Origin of the sequence: Streptomyces sp. GQFP, from assembly GCF_021545335.1 — a bacterium.
Taxonomy (GTDB): domain Bacteria; phylum Actinomycetota; class Actinomycetes; order Streptomycetales; family Streptomycetaceae; genus Streptomyces.
Genome location: NZ_CP089312.1, coordinates 3,862,973 through 3,878,339 on the forward strand (window position 1 = coordinate 3,862,973; position 15,367 = coordinate 3,878,339).

At 68.6% G+C, this 15,367-nt stretch carries 12 protein-coding genes and 1 pseudogene; 4 read left to right on the top strand and 9 right to left on the bottom strand.

What is annotated here, in order from left to right:
* Positions 1-3 precede the first annotated feature (3 nt).
* The 3 genes from LUX31_RS16970 to LUX31_RS16980 are packed head-to-tail and all read right to left on the bottom strand — an operon-like array spanning position 4 to position 4,124.
* A complete protein-coding gene (locus LUX31_RS16970) occupies positions 4-1,293 on the bottom strand; it encodes an acyltransferase family protein (protein ID WP_235475622.1) in 1,290 nt (429 codons plus the stop codon).
* Positions 1,293-3,743, bottom strand: coding sequence for a bifunctional polysaccharide deacetylase/glycosyltransferase family 2 protein (locus tag LUX31_RS16975; RefSeq protein WP_235475623.1), 2,451 nt, complete (start codon positions 3,741-3,743; stop codon positions 1,293-1,295). The genes LUX31_RS16970 and LUX31_RS16975 overlap by 1 nt, the downstream gene beginning before the upstream one ends.
* Before the next feature lie 18 nt (positions 3,744-3,761).
* Complete coding sequence (locus LUX31_RS16980; RefSeq protein ID WP_328285663.1) at positions 3,762-4,124, bottom strand: hypothetical protein; 363 nt, start codon at positions 4,122-4,124, stop codon at positions 3,762-3,764.
* 430 nt (positions 4,125-4,554) lie between these two features.
* Here LUX31_RS16980 and LUX31_RS16985 point away from each other — a divergent pair, with 430 nt between their 5' ends.
* Positions 4,555-5,604: a chitinase gene (locus tag LUX31_RS16985; RefSeq protein WP_235475625.1), complete on the top strand. Its 1,050-nt coding sequence runs from the start codon at positions 4,555-4,557 to the stop codon at positions 5,602-5,604.
* A gap of 97 nt (positions 5,605-5,701) precedes the next feature.
* Here the strand turns inward: LUX31_RS16985 and LUX31_RS16990 are convergent, their stop codons facing one another.
* The 4 genes from LUX31_RS16990 to LUX31_RS17005 all read right to left on the bottom strand — a co-directional run bounded on the left by LUX31_RS16990 (position 5,702) and on the right by LUX31_RS17005 (position 11,306).
* A complete protein-coding gene (locus LUX31_RS16990; protein ID WP_235475626.1) occupies positions 5,702-6,151 on the bottom strand; it encodes an imidazolonepropionase-like domain-containing protein in 450 nt (149 codons plus the stop codon).
* 7 nt (positions 6,152-6,158) lie between these two features.
* Positions 6,159-7,373, bottom strand: coding sequence for a cyclic dehypoxanthinyl futalosine synthase (gene mqnC / locus LUX31_RS16995; protein WP_235475627.1), 1,215 nt, complete (start codon positions 7,371-7,373; stop codon positions 6,159-6,161).
* Positions 7,374-7,441: 68 nt separating this feature from the next.
* Entirely contained in the window at positions 7,442-8,239 is a 798-nt protein-coding gene (locus tag LUX31_RS17000; RefSeq protein WP_235475628.1) for a prepilin peptidase, read from the bottom strand.
* A gap of 25 nt (positions 8,240-8,264) precedes the next feature.
* Positions 8,265-11,306, bottom strand: a complete 3,042-nt coding sequence (locus LUX31_RS17005; protein ID WP_235475629.1) for a BTAD domain-containing putative transcriptional regulator — start codon at positions 11,304-11,306, stop codon at positions 8,265-8,267.
* A 497-nt stretch (positions 11,307-11,803) separates the two neighbouring features.
* Between LUX31_RS17005 and LUX31_RS17010 the strand changes: the two genes are divergently transcribed.
* Together LUX31_RS17010 and LUX31_RS17015 are read left to right on the top strand one after the other, a co-directional pair.
* The gene (locus LUX31_RS17010; RefSeq protein ID WP_235475630.1) at positions 11,804-12,283 is read left to right on the top strand and encodes a hypothetical protein; all 480 of its coding nucleotides are present in this window, start codon (positions 11,804-11,806) and stop codon (positions 12,281-12,283) included.
* Positions 12,280-12,909 carry a hypothetical protein gene (locus LUX31_RS17015; protein WP_235475631.1) on the top strand — a complete coding sequence of 210 codons (630 nt, stop codon included), beginning with the start codon at positions 12,280-12,282 and terminating at the stop codon, positions 12,907-12,909. The genes LUX31_RS17010 and LUX31_RS17015 overlap by 4 nt, the downstream gene beginning before the upstream one ends.
* 9 nt (positions 12,910-12,918) lie before the next feature.
* Here LUX31_RS17015 and LUX31_RS17020 read toward each other — a convergent pair.
* Positions 12,919-14,090 (bottom strand): IS3 family transposase gene (locus tag LUX31_RS17020; protein ID WP_235474831.1). Its coding sequence is split into 2 segments (ribosomal slippage): positions 12,919-13,835 and positions 13,835-14,090, totalling 1,173 coding nucleotides; the frame shifts between segments, so codons are not numbered across the junction.
* Between the two features lie 55 nt (positions 14,091-14,145).
* Here LUX31_RS17020 and LUX31_RS17025 point away from each other — a divergent pair.
* Positions 14,146-14,643 carry a hypothetical protein gene (locus LUX31_RS17025; RefSeq protein ID WP_235475632.1) on the top strand — a complete coding sequence of 166 codons (498 nt, stop codon included), beginning with the start codon at positions 14,146-14,148 and terminating at the stop codon, positions 14,641-14,643.
* A 33-nt stretch (positions 14,644-14,676) separates the two neighbouring features.
* Here the strand turns inward: LUX31_RS17025 and LUX31_RS17030 are convergent.
* Positions 14,677-15,341, bottom strand: a pseudogene (locus LUX31_RS17030) (hypothetical protein); the annotation flags it as partial.
* Positions 15,342-15,367 lie beyond the last annotated feature (26 nt).

Consider the following 15,367-nt stretch of genomic DNA (forward strand, 5'->3'; position numbering starts at 1 on the left):
CGCCTACGGCAGCAGTTTCGGTTTCTTCTTGCCTGCCACGTCCTCCACCCAGCCGCAGAGCAGGATGAACACGGCGATCAGGATCCAGCCGACGCCGAACATGAACCACTGGCTCTCCAGCGGCAGGTACTTCTCGAAGGCCGGGATGTTCCAGAACTGGTCGATCAGCGGGACGGCCAGGACCAGCGCGATCTCGTGCCAGAGGTAGAGGGTGACGGCGCGCGCGTTGAAGATCGTCACGATCCGGTCGAGCCGCTTGAAGCGGGTGAGCCACGCGAAGTCGATCTCGAAGTGGGCCTTCGCGTACATCAGCAGCGTCACGAAGCCCGCCGACCAGAACGCCTGCGCGAGCGGGATGTCGTCGAGGTCGTAGGAGCCCGTCTCGGCCTGGTGGGTGAAGGCGTACCAGCCGCCGAAGCCGATGGCGGCGAGCGAGAAGAGGACCACCAGGGCCGGCTTGAGCCGCTGCAGGACGCCCTCGCGGTGCGCGAAGCCGAGCATCCAGCAGAAGAGGAAGGTGGCCAGGTCGGTGAGGGCGCTGCCGAAGCGGTTGTCCGGGGGCTCCCAGAAGTTGTGGAACACCACGATCGGGGCCAGCGAGAGGAGCAGGACGGCCACCGGGGCCAGCCGGAACGCCCGCAGCAGCACCGGGGACAGCAGGACGAACCAGAGGTACGTGCGCAGGTACCAGAGGATCTCCCAGGCCTGCTGGCCCCAGGCATTGCCCGGCGGATCGCCGAGCGGCACGATCCAGAAGACGATCTGCCAGCCCGGCATCCAGTCGTGGACCATCATCGCGACGATCACGAAGAAGCCCCAGAACCAGAAGGGGGGCAGGAGCCGGCGGATCCGGCTCCTGATCACCTTGAGGGCCGGGCGTTCCAGGGACTTCGCCATCAGCGTGCCGGCCAGGGCGAACATGACCCCCATGGAGGGGAACACCATGCCCGCCCAGGCCCAGCCGAAGGTGTGGTAGGTGACGACGCGGACGAGGGCGACGGCCCGGAGGGCGTCGAAGTAGCGGTCACGGCCCGCGGGTTTCTGCGCCTTCGGCGGGAGGTCGGGCTCGGGCTGGGACTCGGGCTCGGGAAGCGCTGTCTCCTTGGTGTCGTTGACGTCGGGCGTCGCGTACTCCTGCTGCCCATGGCCGACTTGGCCGTACTCGACGTACTGCTGGGGGTACGGCTCCTGCGGATACGGCTGTTGTCCGTACTCGTACCCATAGCCGTAGCCATGGTTGTTGCCGTAGGCGTCGTTCTGGCCGTAGCCCTGCTGATCCGTCCCCCAGCTCATCAGTTCGCCCCCGCCGGGGTGCCTACCTCGCCCGTGCGCTTCAGTTTCTGCCAGCGCAGGCGGCCGCCGGTGAGGGCGGTGATGGAGGAGTGGATCAGGACGAGGTACATCATCTGGCGGTACGCCAGTTGCTGCAGCGGCATCATGAGGAGATACCTGTACTGCTCCTTGTCCAGGTGGAACGCGTAGGCCGCGCAGACGAGTTGGATGCCGAGGACCGCCAGCCAGGCCAGCAGGGCCGCCTGGAAGTCGATGAAGATCATCGAGTAGGCGGTGAACAGGTCGATCAGCGGGGCGAAGATCGGCGTGATGATCTGGAAGATGACCACCAGGGGCATGCCCACGCGGCCGAAGCGGCCCGAAGGGCCCTTGTCCGTAAGGGACTTGCGGTGCTTCCAGAGGGCCTGCATGGTGCCGTACGACCAGCGGTAGCGCTGGCTCCACAGCTGCTTCAGCGAGGCGGGAGCCTCCGTCCAGGCCCTGGCGTGCTCCTGGTAGACGACCCGCCAGCCCGCGCGGTGCATCGCGATGGTGATGTCGGTGTCCTCGGCGAGCGTGTCCTCGCTCATACCGCCGACCTCCAGGACCGCGTCGCGACGGAACGCGCCGATCGCGCCCGGGATGGTGGGCATGCAGCGCAGCAGGTCGTACATACGGCGGTCGAGATTGAAGCCCATCACGTACTCGATGTGCTGCCAGGCGCCGATGATCGTGTTGCGGTTGCCGACCTTGGCGTTGCCCGCGACCGCGCCGACCTCGGGGTCCGCGAAGGGCTGGACGAGTTGGTGCACGGCGTCCGGCTCGAAGACGGTGTCGCCGTCCATCATCACGACGATGTCGTAACTGGCGCTGCGGACACCGTTGTTGAGGGCGGCCGGCTTGCCCGCGTTCTCCTGGCGGATGACCCGTACGTTCGTCATGCCGAAGGAGATGGCCGCGTCGCGGGCGATCTGGGACGTGTTGTCGTCCGAGCCGTCGTCGACGACGATGATCTCGATCGGGTGGGTGCTCTTCGCCAGTGACTCCAGGGTGTTGGCGATGCACTCCTTCTCGTTGTACGCGGGCACGATCACGGTCACCGGCCTGGTGACCGTCGGCCCCCAGCTGAACTTGCCGCCCTTGCCGCGCTTCCGGTTGCGTTGCCGGTAGTGGCGGCGGGCGAGGATCAGCATCATCCCGAACCGGCCCATGACGGCGAACCCGACCACCGCCAGTCCGGTCGCGAGGCCCGGTACCGCCCATTCGGCGACGGCGACGGCCGCGATGAGGGCCTTGCCCTCGTAGAGGGTCGCGCCGGTGGCGGTGCGATGGGCGGCCTGGAGGAGGTTCACGGTCCCCGCGCCTCCCGGGCCACTGCCCTGCTGACCCGTGCCGGGCTGGCCGTTGCCCTGCTGCTGCCCGTTGCCCTGCTGGCCTACCGGCGCCCCGCCGGGCTGCTGGCCCTCGGCGGTGCTCGGAGCACTCGTGGCGGTGTCCGTGCCCGCGGTGGCGCTCGCGCTGGGGCTGGCACTGGGGCTGGCACTGGCGTCCGAGCCGGCCGTACCGGTGGCCGCCTGCTGCGCGCTCGACTGCTCCTGCTGGATCGCGCCGCTGATGGTGGTGAAGGTGTAGCCCGCCGCCTTCATCTTCTTGATGTATGTCGGCAGCGCCTTGATCGTCTGCGAGCGCTCACCGCCGGCGTCGTGGAAGAGCACCGAGGCGCCCGCGCCGTCCTCCGGCGTGGCCCACTTGATGATCTTCGAGACGCCGGGGCGCTTCCAGTCGTCGCTGTCGGTGTCGACGAAGACGCTGGTGTAGCCCTCCTCGCCGAGCTTCTTGTAGACGGGCCAGCTGTAGTTGTCGATGGCGTCCGCCTCCGACGAGTACGGCGCCCGGAACAGCGTCGTCGTGATGCCGGCCGCGCCCGCCAGGGCGAGCTGGGTCTGCTCCATCTCACGGTTGACGCGGGCGTCGCTCTGGTAGGAGAGGTCGACGTGCGTGAAGGTGTGGATGCCGATCTCGTTGCCGTCCTCGACCATCGTCTTCACGATGCTCGGGTAGCGCGAGACCATCGAGCCGACCACGAAGAACGTGGCGGGGACGTCGTACTCCTCCAGGATCTCCAGGATCTGGGGCGTCCAGGTGGGGTTCGGGCCGTCGTCGAAGGTGAGCGCGATCGTCTTGTCCGGCACGGACTGGCTCACGGCCTGTCCGTTGCGGAAGCTGAGGATCGGCCCGCCGTCGATGACCTCGTCGGGGACATCGCTGGCGCTGGCCCCGGTGCGTACGCGCTGGTCGCCGCCGACCTCCGCGCGCAGATAGCCGTCGAGCAGCATCACGCTGGTCAGCGCGAGCAGGAGCAGCATGGCGAGGATGACTCGTGGTTTCTGCAGCGCCGCGGCCTTGCCGGCGGCCCGCTGCACCTTCGAGGGGGCGCGCCTGCGGCCGCGCGAGGTGGTCGTCGTAGTCATGTGGTGGCTGCGTTCCGGTCAGTTGGCGGCCGCGGAGGCGGACGCGGTGGCGGTCGCGGTCGGTGCCGAAGCGGGCGGCTCGCCCGTGGCAACGCCCGCCGGCGGGATGCCGGAGGGCTGGGCGGGCGGGGTGGCGGCTCCGGTGGGAGCGCCCGTGGGGGCCGCTCCGATGCCGCCCTGCGGCTGCTGGTTGCCGCCCGGTCCCTGGCTGCCGCCGGGGCCGCCGCCCCCGAAGGGCAGCAGCGAGGACGGGGTGAGCGAGGTGCCCCAGCCCATGAAGGCCATGCCGAGCACGACGGCATACCCAAGGCAGACGACACCCACGAAGGTGCCGAACCGCCGGAGCAGCTTCGCCCGGCGGCCGGAGTTGTCAACGAACACGGGACCTTCTGCGGACCCGTTGGACCCGTTGCCGCTCTTACGGCGACGGCCGCCGCTACTGGCGGCACGGTTTTCGATGGCAGGCTCGGAATGCATTCCCCGGACATTAGGAGGCGTTTATGTGATTGAAACTCTGGTTCTCATGTGAGACGCCCATGAGAAACTCCTTAACCTGTGCATCCTCTGAGAGATTCCCCGGAAGCCTGCGCAACCCGCCCCTGATGGAAAGGGCTCGATTGTCCGACTTACTTGCCCCATTCGCGCCCTTCACGGTGCACTGTCCATGAGTCCGCTGTGCGTTCATCGACCTCATGAAGGACAGCCTCGTGTGAGACCTTTCCACTCCGGATCCACTTCGGAAACACACTTTGTTTCCATCCTGAGACGTTTCCATCCTGAGACGGAAATCACGAAAGCGGGTGCATGCGCCATGAGGCGTTTCCTGAGGCCGGCCGCCGGATTCACATGTCTGGTTGCCCTGACCTGCGCCGGGTGCTCATCGGGCTCGGACAGCGATGCGGACAGCGGCTCCGACGCCGCGTCCGCGGCCCCTTCCAAACAGGCCTCGCCGAGCGCCTCGTCCTCCGAGAGCACGGAGTCGACGACCGGGTTCGCCCCGTACGTCAGCGCCACCGAGGCGAACGACAACGACAGCGCAGGCTCACCGTCGACGTACAACCTCGCGTTCGTGATCTCGGACGGTACGACCTGTACGCCGAAGTGGAACGGTACGACGGCCATCGGCGACTCGGCCGTCAAGTCCCGCATAGCCGCGCTCACGGCGAGCGGCAGCTCGGTCCGGGTCTCCTTCGGCGGCGCCTCCGGCAAGGAGCTGGCCGAGGTCTGCGACAGCGCGTCCGCGCTGGCCAAGGCCTATGGCGCGGCCCTGGACGCGGCCGGTTCGACCCAGGCCGACTTCGACGTCGAGGGTGACGCGCTCACCGACTCCGACTCGGTCGAGCTGCGCTCGAAGGCGATCGCGCTGCTGCAGCAGGAGCGGAGCGACGTCAGCGTCTCCTTCACCCTGCCCGTCATGCCGAGCGGCCTCGACGACGACAGCGTGTCCCTGCTCGACTCGGCGAACAACAACTCCGTGCAGGTGTCCACCGTCAACATCATGACGATGAACTACGGGAGTGAATACACCGACGACATGGGGCAGTACGCGATCACGTCCGCGACGGCTACGCATGATCAGCTCGCCGACGTCTTCGGGTTGTCGGACGAGGGGGCGTGGAAGGGGATGGCTCTTACTTCCATGATCGGTGTGAACGACGTCGACAATGAGACGTTTTCGCTGGCGGATGCGGCGGAAGTGCGGGCATTCGCGGAGGAGAAGGGGGTTGCGTGGGTGTCTATGTGGTCGACATTTCGGGATCAGGAGTGTGAGGACGGGAATTCGGCGTCTGATGATGCGGCGACCGATTGCAGTGGGGTTTCTCAGGAGGCGGGGGCGTTTGGGGTGGCGTTTTCGGGGTGAGATTGGTTGTTTGTCGGGTGCGGGGCTGTGGGGGCTTGTCGCGCCCACGCGGCGGAGCCGCACAATGCCACAGCCCCGCGCCCCTAAAAGCGACAGCTCACCGGCGTCTGTGTACAAGACGTCCACTGCATACCGTTGCTATGCACACCCCGCCCCCGTCGAACACCGCCAGGTCCGCTCGCTCGCCCTCCACGATTTCCGGGGTTCGCGTGTGCCGGAGTACGAGGACCTCGTTGCGCGCGGCGGCTGAGCGGAGGTCGGGGGAGGTGACGGACTCCTCCAGGACCGCCACCGCGCCCGCCTTCAGTAGGGCGTGGACGCGTTCGCGTGGGGTCGGGGCGGCTGGGAGTGGGCCTTCGTGGACGAGGGCCGGGCCCAGGACGCCTCCCGGCCACTCGCGCACTCTCGCCCCCGGGAACCGCTCCGCCAGCTCCACGAGCGGGCCCACGGCGGCGATCCTCGTGCCGTCGACGGCGACGGCGGCGTCCTTCAGGGGCTCCGCGGCCCAGTCCAGGCGTACCCCGTCGGCGGCGTGAATCGTCAGCACGGGGACGTCAGTTGGAAGTGAGGAGCTTCAGCTCGGGGTGGGCCGTGCCGCCCTCGATCGCGGTGGAGGAGATGTGGGACATGACACGCTCGTCGACCGGGTCGTTCGCCGGGTCGTCGTGGACGACGATGTGCTCGTACGTCGTGGTCCGCTGGGCGGGGACGCGGCCCGCCTTGCGGATCAGGTCGATGATCTCCATACGGTTGGAGCGGTGCTTGGCGCCGGCGCTGGAGACGACGTTCTCCTCCAGCATGATCGAGCCGAGGTCGTCCGCGCCGTAGTGCAGGGACAGTTGGCCGGCCTCCTTGCCCGTGGTGAGCCACGAGCCCTGGATGTGGGCGATGTTGTCCATGAAGAGGCGCGCGATGGCGATCATGCGGAGGTACTCGAAGATCGTGGCCTGTGTACGGCCCTTGAGGTGGTTGTTCTCGGGCTGGTAGGTGTACGGGATGAAGGCGCGGAAGCCGCCCGTCCGGTCCTGTACGTCACGGATCATCCGCAGGTGCTCGATGCGCTCGGCGTTGGTCTCGCCGGTGCCCATGAGCATGGTGGACGTCGACTCGACGCCCAGCCCGTGCGCGGTCTCCATGATCTCCAGCCAGCGCTCGCCGGACTCCTTGAGGGGCGCGATGGCCTTGCGGGGGCGCGCGGGGAGCAGCTCCGCGCCGGCGCCGGCGAAGGAGTCGAGACCGGCCGCGTGGATACGGGAGATCGCCTCATCCACGCTGACCTTGCTGATCCGGGCCATGTGCTCGACCTCGCTCGCCCCCAGACTGTGGATGACGAGCTGCGGGTACTCGGCCTTGATCGCGGCGAAGTGCTTCTCGTAGTACTCGACGCCGTAGTCCGGGTGGTGGCCGCCCTGGAACATGACCTGCGTGCCGCCGAGTTCGACGGTCTCCGCGCACCGGCGCAGGATGTCGTCGAGGTCGCGGGTCCAGCCCTTGGCCTTGTCCTTGGGGGCGGCGTAGAAGGCGCAGAACTTGCACGCCGTGACGCACACGTTCGTGTAGTTGATGTTGCGCTCGATGATGTACGTCGCGATGTGTTCCGTACCCGCGTACCGGCGGCGGCGTACGGCGTCGGCGGCCGAGCCGAGCGCGTGCAGCGGGGCGTCGCGGTAGAGGTGGAGCGCCTCTTCGGGGGTGATCCGCCCGCCCGCGGCGGCACGGTCCAGGACGGCTGCGACATCAAACGGCACAAGGTCGGCGTTCTCGGTCACCGGGCGTCCCTTCGGCAGGGGTGGGGCGGACCGCTCCAGCCTACGTCAGCGCCCTGCCAGGCCTCACGTCAGGCCGCGTACGCACCGATCAGCAGCCCGACGAACGCGCCCGAGATCAGGAACGGGCCGAAGGGGATGGATGTCCTGCGGCCGGCCCGTCGAGCGACGACGAGGCCGAGCCCGTACAGGCCGCCGAACAGGAACCCCGCAAGGGTGCCGAGCACGACACTCCCCCAGCCGTACCAGCCCAGGACGGCCCCGAGCCCCAGAGCGAGTTTCACATCGCCGAAGCCCATGCCGTTGGGGCTGATGAGGAAGAGCACGAAGTACGCGCCCCCGAGCACCAGCGCCCCGAGGAGGGAGGTGAGCCAGTCGCCCGCGTGTTCGGGCAGCAGCGCGGCCACGCCCAGCAGGACGAGGGTGGCGCCGGCCAGCGGAAGGGTCAGCAGGTCGGGGAGCCGCTGCACCCGGAAGTCCACGACCGCCAGCAGCACCCCGACGGGCGCGAGCAGCAGCCAGGCCCCCAGTTCGGGCCGCGTACCGGTCGCGGCGGCGAGGGCGGCACAGACGAGCGCGGTGACGAGGGCGAGGAGGGGGGTGCTGGGGCCGTACGCGGCGCTCTTGTCGTACGAGGGTGCTGTCGTGTCCGCCGCGAGGTGCCCGGCGTCCCGGGTGGGCTCGCCTCCGGCGCAGACCGCGCAGCGCGCCCGGCCCAGCCAGCCACCCAGGGAGTGCCCTTGCGGACAGCTGTCCTGCCAGGGCTCCTCGGGCGGGACGGAGAACCGGTAGGCGGCGCGGGGTACGAGGGTCCCGGCCGCCGCGCCCCACAGCGCGGCGACCACGACGAGCAGCTGGTCGATGCTCATCCCGCAGCTCTCATTCCCACAGCTCTCATCCCACTGCCGCTGTGCCGTCGCGCCACGTCGGCAGCAGTTCGTCGAGGAGGGCCTCGGTGCGCGGCGGCAGGCCGCGGGCGCCGCTGCGGCGGATCAGGTCGGCGGCGAGTTGCTGGAGCTTGTCCGTGTCGCCGGTGGAGTGGGTGGCGCGCAGGAGTTCGTGCCACAGGCGCTCGTCGCCGGGGGCGGAGTTGAGCGCGGCGTTGAGCGCCTCGATGGCCCGCTCGGCGCGGTTCTTCACGAGGTGGAACTCGGAGAGCGCGAGCCCGATGTCCGCGACCAGGAGCGGGAGTTGGGCGTCGATGATCTCGTGCGTGAGCCAGCCGTAGCGGCCCTCGGGACGGTCGGCGAGCAGCGGTCCGCGCACCAGCGCGAGCGCGTCGGTGAGCAGCCGTCCGCGGACGACCCGGCTGTCGACACCCCTGCCCTGCGTGGCCTCGTGGTAGAGGGAGCGCAGTACGTCGAGGTCGGACACGACCGACTGGGCGAGCGTGAGCCGCCCGTTGGCGTCGGTGGCGAGGCGGGGGGTGCCGTCGGGGTCGGTGCCGAGCCAGACGCGGAGCCGTTCGAGGAGGGCCTCGCGTACGTCGTCGGTGACGCCGCGCGGCCAGAGCGCGGAGGCGAGCACGCGCGGGTGCACGCCCTCGCGGTGCAGCAACAGCAGGGCGAGCGCCTCGTGTTGGAGCGGGCTGCGCTCCCCGTCCGGGGTGTCGAGGCCGATGATCTCGTACGGGCCCACGAGCCGCGCGTACACCGCCGGCCGCCCCTGCTCGCTGATGTCGACGAGGAAGGGGGGCGTGGTCGCCGGTCCGTCCGGAGTGCGCTCGGGGTCGGCGTCGACGAACAGCTCGACGATCGCGCGCTGTTGGGCGACAGGGAGTGTCTGGGCGTCGAGTTCGAGCCCGAGGAGCGGCGCGAGGAGCTTGCCCTCGCTGGTGATCTCCATCTCCCAGGCGGCGCCGGGCAGATCGCCGCTGTCGGTGCCGACGAGGTATCCGATGCCCAACCGGCTTGCGTCGGCGGCGAGTTCGGCGAGCTTGACGGCGTCGTCGGCGGAGGGTGAGGCGGCGAGGAGGACGAGGTGCGGGGCCCAACGGGTGTGCTGGGCAGGCCCGGTGCGTCCGGTGAGTACGGAGTCGTGGCCGGCCGCGCCCAACGCACCGCGCCGCTGGCGGGTCTCGGCCTCCATGGTCTCCACCAGGGCCTCGATGTCGTCGAGGTGGCGCAGCCGGTTGGGGGCGAGGGGGGTGAGGTCCTGGCCGAAGCCGACGAGGGTGATGGTCATGCGGTCGGACCACCCGTTGGTGGCCAACTCGGCTGCTACGGAGGCGAATACGGCTGCCCGGTCGGACTCGCTGCCACTGAGCGAGACGATGCCGGGCACCGACTCCAGGTTGAGCAGCAGCCGCGAGTCGTCCATCGTCCCGAGGCTGACGAGCCCCGGGTAGGGAGCGGCGGTGTCGACATCCTCGTACCGCTCGGCGTCGGTCCGGGACAGCAGCCAGAAGGTCTGGTCCTGGCCGAGCTGCCAGGGGGCCGGCGGCTTCCCGGCGGGCTGCGCGAGTTGCAGATGCAGGTCACCGTTGCTGAGCCAGGCGGCGTAGACGGTGGGGAGGGGGCGGGACTCGCCGGCGAGGGAGGCGGCGAGGCCGCGCAGGGAGCGGTCGAGCAGGCGTACGCCTTCGGGGTCGGCGCCGATGAGGAGGGCGTCCTGGGCGTCGGCGGCGGCGCCGGTCGGCGTGGGCGGCTCCATACCGCGCCGCCCGCCGACCGCACCGAGCGCGGACTGCCACAGGGCCTGGCGGCGCCGGCGGCCGAGGGCGCCGAGAAGACCGGCGGCGAGGAGCGGGGCGCCGAGGAGGGCTTCGGGGAGGCCGAAGGAGAAACCGGCGTCGGAGGCGGACTCGGAGGCGGTTTCGGTGGCGGTGGCCGCGTGCTGCTCGTGGTGCACGGCGGGGGTGGTGGTGGGGGTCTGCTGCTTGGGGACGCTGATGCGGGTGGTGCTGTTGTCGAGGGAGGCGGTGCCGCCGCCGGTGCCCTGGGCGTGGTCGCCGGTCTGGGCGTACGTGTTGATCTGCTGCTGCACCTGCGCGGAGACGGCGGGGCCGGCGTCAGGGGCGGCGGCGGTGCTGGACATGTCCACGAGGTCGCCGCCGCGGGCGTCGCCGGGCATCTGCATGATCCAGCCGGGCCGGATGAGGCTGGCCTCGGAGAGGCGTGAACCGTCGGGCTGCACGCGGTCCTTGTTGAGCTGGTAGATCTCGCCGTACCGGCGTCCGTCGCCGAGGTGCCGTTCGGCTATCTCCCAGAGGGAGTCGTGGTGACGCCCCTCGGGAGGCTGGATCCGGTAGTACTTCGTGTTCTCGGACTTGACCGACGGGCCCCCGACCTCGGCGTGACTGGCGGCGTCGGCGGCCTGTTGGCCGATCGCGGCGGCGGTACCGGCCGCCTGCTCCTGCTGCTGCGCGAAGATCCCGCTCAGTGAACCGCCCGGCGTGGCCTGGGCGGAGGCGACAGTGCCCCGCTGGTTGCCGTCGTAGCTGTTCCCGAGCTGCGAGAGCCCGGGTGTGAGGGACGCGGCGGTGGCTCCGACCAGCAGCAGCGCGGCGACGAGCTGCCGCGCGAGCAGCTGGCTGGGCCCGGCCCCGGGCACCCGGCCCGGCATGCCGACGCCGGACAGCGCGGCCTTGATCTCGACGAGGACGCACGCGGTGAACTGCGCCCAGGCGATCCACACGATGACCCCGAGCACACCGAGGAAGGTGTTGACCGTGATCTCTTCCTGCAGCCAGTCCAGGGAGGGCGTGCCGCCCGGGAAGGGCCAGCCGATGGTCACGGCGAGCGCGTAGGGCACCCCGACGAGCAGAACGACGAGGGCGACGAACGCGAGAAACGCCTTGACGAAGTCACCGAAGCTGCGGCGCCGACGGGGCAGAGGCTGCGGAGTCCGGTTCCGGGGAGTCCCGGTTCCCGACGAGCCTCCCGTCGGGCTGCCCGTCGGATTTCCCGTCCGGCTTGAAGTGCTGCGTCGCGGCATGGCGGGTGTCCTGGGTTTGTGTCGTGTGGGGTGGGAGAAGGGCGCGGGGGTGTGCTGAGCCTATCGGGATCTTATTTCGGGCGTGGAGGGGCGGTGGGCGAAGTCCGGGTCGAGTCAGGGGCGGAGTGAGGGGCGGAGTCCGGGTCGAGGGTGACCGCCGGGTCCCGGCGGCGCCCGGCATGCGTACCGTTCGCAACCGCCACGACACACTCCTCACGGTCCCCACACAATCCCCTGGCGGCACGCAAATGCCCTCTACGCACCGCTGATAGCTTCGTTCTCTGCCGTACACAAGCCAACCCCGGGGGAGATCAACCGTGGCCCGCCGCGCCCTGTCCGTCACCGTAGCTACGTTCACCGCGACAGCGGCTCTTCTGGTCAGCGGGTGCGGTGGGGGTGACGGTGACTCGTCGCCGGATGACATCAAGGGGGCGGAGTCGGGGGCGGGTAGCCCTTCGGCTTCCGCTTCGGTGTCGGCGGCTGCGGGGGCGCCGGATGTGAGTGTGCCGTCCGACGTGAAGCTCGTCTTCGACTTCGATGCGCCCTCCGACGCGAATTCCGCCGCCGCGCTCACCAACGCGGAGAACTACATCCGAGCGCTGATCCACGGCATGGCCCAACAGGACCCAGAGGACCCTGCGTACAAGTACTACTCCGAGGGGCTTGCGGCCCAGTACGCCAAGTCTCAGATCCAGACCATGGTGAAGGGCGGCTGGACCGTCAACGGCACCGACGAGTACTACAACGCTGAAGCCACCACGCTGAGCAACAAGAACATCGTCGTCACCTTCTGCCGGAACCAGGCCGAGTTCTACGGAAAAGAAGTCAAGACGGGCAAGATCCTCCGCACCGAGGAAAGTCTGGCCAGCTACGAGAAGTACACCCTGCTCATGAACCCGCCGTCCGCGTCCTCCAAGACCTGGAAGGCGATGGTCATCGAGGTCGCGGGCAAGTCGGAGGAGTGCAAGGCCGCATGAGGACGTCTACTCACTCGTTGCGCCTGGGTCCGGTTCTGGCTGCCGCCCTTGTGCTGTGGACCGGCGGCATCGCGCAGGCCGACCTTCCTGGGGACCACTCAACGCCTCCGCCCTCCAAGGGCGGCGCCAACGGCAAGGAGCTGTACGCGTCCGCCAGTTACTCCAACATCAAGGTCACCCAGGTCAGTGGCCCGACCGGCGGCAAGCGCGGTGCCCTCTCGTCGACGAACACCACCTGGACACCACCACCGTGCTGGTACGAACCGGGCTTCACGCCCGAGCAGCTCAAGACCTTCTCGGAGACGGTGGGTTCGGGCGACGTCAGTACCCGTATCGGGTGGTACGGGTCGAGGCTGTGGACGGACTTCTTCCGGGACGGCAAGTCCACGTTCAACTACTACGACGACACTGATGGAACCGCGGGAACGGTCATGGGCTTCGACGACTACAACCTGGGCGAGAAGGGTTACTTCTGGCGCGGCGTCGCAGCGGACACCACCGACCCCTTCTCCTGGGACTGCAACCGCATCATGTTCTGGGAGCCCGCCGGCGTGATCCCCAAGATCGCCCACGCTCCCACCCCCAAGACCCTTGAGGGGCCTCGCGTTTTCCGGACAGGTGTCTGACCGTCTGTTTCACGCGGTAATTCGCAACTTCTCGTATTCGGCGTGGACTTCGCGCGGAGGGCGGTAACCCACTGCCGAGTGGAGGCGTTTGCGATTGTACCAGAATTCGATGTAGCGAGTGATGTCCTGCCGGGCGGCCTCGCGGGTCAGGTAAGTCACCCTTGATGCACGCTCGTTCTTCAGGGCGCCGAAGAATGATTCGGCCATGGCATTGTCGAAACAGATCCCGGTGCGGCCGGAAGATCTGCGGAGTCCGTACCGGTCGAGCGTCTTCCCGAACTCGGCTGACATGTAGTTGCTTCCGCGGTCGGAGTGAAATATCGCGCCGGCCGAGAGGTTCCTGTTGCGTGCCGCGTTGTGGATCGCCCTGGATATCAGTGGGGTTTGGTAGTGGTCGTCCATTGCGTAACCGATGACTTCCTTCGTGCAGCAGTCGATGACCGTTGCGAGGTACAGCCAGCCTTCCCCGGTCGAGATGTAGGTGATGTCGCCGACGAGTTTTTCGCCGGGCGCATCCGCGGTGAAGTTGCGCCCGACGAGGTCCGGCACCTGGCCGGCCGCGGCCTTGGTGAGGCTGAACCTCTTCGGCTGCGGCTGGCAGGGCTCAAGGCCCAGCTCGCGCATGAGCCGGCGGACGAGCTCCAGTCCCGCGGTGACGCCCCAGCGGTGCAGCTGGGCCTGGATGCGCCGGTGTCCGTAGGTGCCGTCGGACATGTCGAAGGCTTTCTCGACGAGCAGTTTCAATTCTTCGCGCCGCTGGGTCGTCGCGGATTCCGGGCGGGATCGCCAGTCGTAGTAGCCGGATCTAGATACGCCGAGTCGGCCGCACATGAACTCGACGCTGTATGCGTACTCCTCGGTGTCGAGCCGCATCTCGTCGATGAACTCGTACTTGCTTGCTACCGGGGATCCTTCGCGAAGTACGCTGCGGCTTTTTTCAGGAAGGTAACTTCCATCTCCAGCTCGCGGTTGCGTCGTTCGAGTTCCTTCAGGCGCGCCCGCTCGGTTACCGTCAGTTCGGCGTCGGGAGCCGGTTCCTGCTGCTTCTTGACCCAGCCGCGTAGTGTCTCCGGGTTCAGCTCAAGCTCCCGGGCGACTTCGGAGATCGTCTTGCTTGACCTCAACGCGATCTGGACGGCTTCCTCGCGGAACTCCGGCGAGTACTTACTGGGTGGCGCCACTTCTTCCTCGTTTCCTGTTCAGGACAACCCTATTGGGTCCCCGTCCGGAAACTTCGTGGCCCCTCACCTGGCCGAGTACGCCTACGACAAGATCGAGGTCCCCAGCACTGAGATCGAACTGCGGCCGACCGCCAAGTCCACGGTCAACCTGCCCACTTGGGTCTGGCTGGACAAGGGCACCTTCCAGGAGGTCAAGGTCCGCGCCGAACTCCCCAACACGGGCCTGTGGGCGGAGACGACAGCCAAGCCGGTCGCCCTGCACCTGGCCCCGGGCACGACCGACGCCACGACCTACCCGGCCTCGGGCGACTGCACGATCAACGAGGACGGCTCGATCGGTACGCCGTACGCGGCGGGCAAGGCGTCCGAGACTCCGCCGTGCGGGATCACGTACCTCCGGGCCACCGAAGGCACCCCCTACCAGCTGAAGGCCTCCGTCACCTGGGAGATCACCTGGCAGGGCAGCGACGGCACGGGCGGCGACCTCCCGAACGGGACGTTCGAGACGACGCAGGAGATCGCGGTCCAGGAGATCCAGTCGGTCAACCGCTGACGCGGGCCGAGTCCCGGCGGCGGCCTGGGCGGATCAGCCCGCGTCGCCGCCGCCGAACAGATCCTCGGCGTTCGTCGCGCTGACGGCCCGCTGGGCCCAGATTTCGAGCTGGCCGAGGTCGGAGCAGGCCTCCACTCGGCCACGTACGGACTCCGGCACCGCGATACCGCGCCAGTCGAGGATCCGGAGGACCATCGATGCGCGTTCCTTCCCGATGCCCTCTCCTCGGCCTTCGTCTCGCCCCTCTTCCCGGACCTTCTCAGCGACCTCGTGGCGGAAGAAGTAGTTGACCGGCATCATCAGTTCCTTCCAGATCTGCTTGGCCTGGGCATCGCCCAGACATGACTCGACAAACTGCGCGAGCATCCCCGCGCCTTCGGGGTCGGTGGTCTCCAGCGCTGCCGCCAGCGGTTTCAGTATGCGAGCGGCCGTACCGTGAGCGAGTGCCAGCCGGGCAGGCCCAGACGGATCGGCTGTGCCGCCCAGCGGGCCGTGGCCCTGCTCTGGGTCAGGACGATCAGCACCGGCTCCCAGCGGTACTTCGCGTACAGGTAGCTGAGGTAGTACGCCCAACTGCCCCGCTTCCTCTCGTCCTGCTTTCCCTGCGACTCGACGACCAAGAGGTACGTGCCCTCGTCCGTCTCCGCTCTCAGCAACGTGTCCACGCGCCGCTCGATCGGCTCGATCTCGGTCAGATCCGGTGCAGGCCTTCATGCGACGAGCC